Consider the following 2,162-nt stretch of genomic DNA (forward strand, 5'->3'; position numbering starts at 1 on the left):
GGCGGACGCGGCGGCCCGGGCGACCCTGGAGGAGGCCCGCGCGCGGTCCGAGGAGATGGGGACGATCGCCCGCCGGGACGCCGAGGGCGCCAGGGAGGCCGCGCGGGAGGCCTTCGAGGAGACCGAGCGGCGTGCGGCCGAGCTCCTGGCGGAGCAGCGGGCCGAGCAGAAGGCCGTACGGGCAGAGGCGGAGCGCACGGCCGAGGCGGAGGCGGCGGCCCTGGACGCCCGCCACGAGGAACTGGTCGCGGCGGCGGAGGCGGGGCTCGCGGAGACGCAGCGGGCCCTGGCCGAGACGGAGGAGCAGGCCCGGCACGGCCAGGAGGACGCCGAGGCCCGCGCGGAGGAGCTGCTCGCCGAGGCCAGGATGAAGGCGGAGCGGATCGAGCGCGAGACGGAACGGGTGCTGCGGGAGCACGAGGAGGCGCGGGACGAGATCCACTCCCACATGGAGCACATCCGCAACTCGCTCGCGGCACTGACGGGCCGCCCGGCGACACCGGAGCCGACTCCGGAACCGGCATCCGAGCCGGCCCCCGAACCGCAGGAAAAGGAAGGCGACTTGGAGGACGGGGAAGGCCCCGAGGCCGCCGAGTAGGCTCCCGCTCCATGCTCATGAAACTGACGGCGGTCACGCTCGACTGCGCCGACCCCATGGCCCTGGCCGCGTTCTACCACCGGGCCACGGGGATCCCGCTCGCCGACCGGTCCGACGACGAGTTCGCGGGACTGCGCGGCGCGGACGGCGGCCTGTTCCTCGGCTTCCAGCGGGTCGACGGCTACCGTCCCCCGTCCTGGCCGGGCCAGGAGGCCCCGCAGCAGCTGCACCTCGACTTCGACGTCGACGACCTGGACGGGGCCACGGCCCGCCTCGTGGAGTGGGGTGCGACCGTCCCGGACGTCCAGCCCCGGCCGGACCTGTGGCGGGTGGTCCTGGACCCGGCGGGGCACCCCTTCTGCCTGACGATCCCGCGCGGGGCGGCGTAGGGGGCCCGTCCTGCCGGTGGTGCGGCGGCGTCAGGCGTTCTCGGGCGCGCCGCTTCCCCGGTCGGTGAGCAGTGCTTCGGCGGCGGCCGTCGCCACCACCTCGGCGACGGTGGACAGGGCGGGCGAGTCCAGCTTCCACTGCTGCCAGTACAGCGGGACGTCCATGGGCCGCGCCGGCGCCAGCTCCACCAGCCGGCCGGAGCGCAGGAGCGGCTCCGCCTGCGGTTCGGGCACCATGCCCCAGCCGAGGCCGAAGGCCACCGCGTCCCGGAACCCGTCGGATGTGGGCACCAGGTGGCGGATGCGCCCCGCGCCCGAACGACCTCCGGTGAGGGACCTTACGAAGGCGTCCTGGAGGCCGTCGCGCCGGTCGAAGACCACGGTCGGGGCCTCGCACAGGTCCTCCGCCAGGGACCCGGTGAAGTGGACGGCGGCGAACTCGGGTGAGGCCGCGGCCCGGTAGCGGGCCAGGCCGAGCCGCCGTACCGTGCAGCCGGCCACCGGGTCGGGCGAGGAGGTGACGGCCGCCATCACCTGGCCCTCGCGCAGCAGGGCGGTGGTGTGGGACTCGTCCTCCCGGTGGAGCTCGAAGCAGATCGGCGGGTCCTGCGGAACCCGGGTGAGCGCGGGCAGGAACCAGGTGGCCAGGGAGTCGGCGTTGACGGCGATCGGGATCCGGACCGGGCCCTGCTCGGCCGCCAGGCCCAGTTCGGCGCGGGCGTCCCGTTCGAGCCGCGCCAGCTGGCGGGCGAACCGGACCACCACCTCGCCGGACTCGGTGGGGCGCACCGGTTTGGTGCGCATCAGCAGGACCCGGCCGGTGCGCTGCTCCAGGGCCTTGACCCGCTGGCTGACGGCGGAGGGGGTCACGTGCAGGGCGGCGGCCGCGGCGTCGAAGGTGCCCTCGTCGACCACCGCGAGCAGCGTCCGGACCTGGTCCAGGGGAAGCTCGTCCACGAGAAGAGCATAAGCGTGGCTAAGGGTACGTAAGAATCTTTAGCTGTACTCATCAGGGCGTCGTCCTTACGGTCGGAGCCATGACCAGCAGCATCCTCGCCGCCGTACTCGCCGGATTCGGAACCGGCCTCTCCCTCATCGTGGCCATCGGTGCCCAGAACGCGTTCGTCCTGCGCCAGGGCGCCCGCCGTCACGCCGTCCTCGCGGTCGTCGCGATC

At 74.4% G+C, this 2,162-nt stretch carries 2 protein-coding genes and 2 pseudogenes; 3 read left to right on the plus strand and 1 reads right to left on the minus strand.

Going from position 1 to position 2,162, the window contains the following annotated elements; genetic code table 11:
• Positions 1 to 598, plus strand: a pseudogene (locus CCN56_RS36885) (cellulose-binding protein); the annotation flags it as partial.
• 11 nt (positions 599 to 609) lie between these two features.
• Positions 610 to 987: a VOC family protein gene (locus CCN56_RS36890; protein ID WP_086832089.1), complete on the plus strand. Its 378-nt coding sequence runs from the start codon at positions 610 to 612 to the stop codon at positions 985 to 987.
• A gap of 30 nt (positions 988 to 1,017) precedes the next feature.
• Here the strand turns inward: CCN56_RS36890 and CCN56_RS36895 are convergent, their stop codons facing one another.
• Positions 1,018 to 1,944 carry a LysR family transcriptional regulator ArgP gene (locus CCN56_RS36895; RefSeq protein WP_086832090.1) on the minus strand — a complete coding sequence of 309 codons (927 nt, stop codon included), beginning with the start codon at positions 1,942 to 1,944 and terminating at the stop codon, positions 1,018 to 1,020.
• Between the two features lie 80 nt (positions 1,945 to 2,024).
• Between CCN56_RS36895 and CCN56_RS45250 the strand changes: the two are divergent.
• Positions 2,025 to 2,162 (plus strand): annotated as a pseudogene (locus tag CCN56_RS45250) (amino acid transporter); the annotation flags it as partial.

This window comes from Streptomyces sp. NRRL B-24572 (assembly GCF_002156145.1).
Classification (GTDB): Bacteria; Actinomycetota; Actinomycetes; order Streptomycetales; family Streptomycetaceae; genus Streptomyces; species Streptomyces vietnamensis.

What these genes read in the sequence shown, in the direction of transcription:
- CCN56_RS36890 (WP_086832089.1), top strand. Translation starts at nt 610, where the DNA reads ATGCTCATGAAACTGACGGCGGTCACGCTCGACTGCGCCGACCCCATG.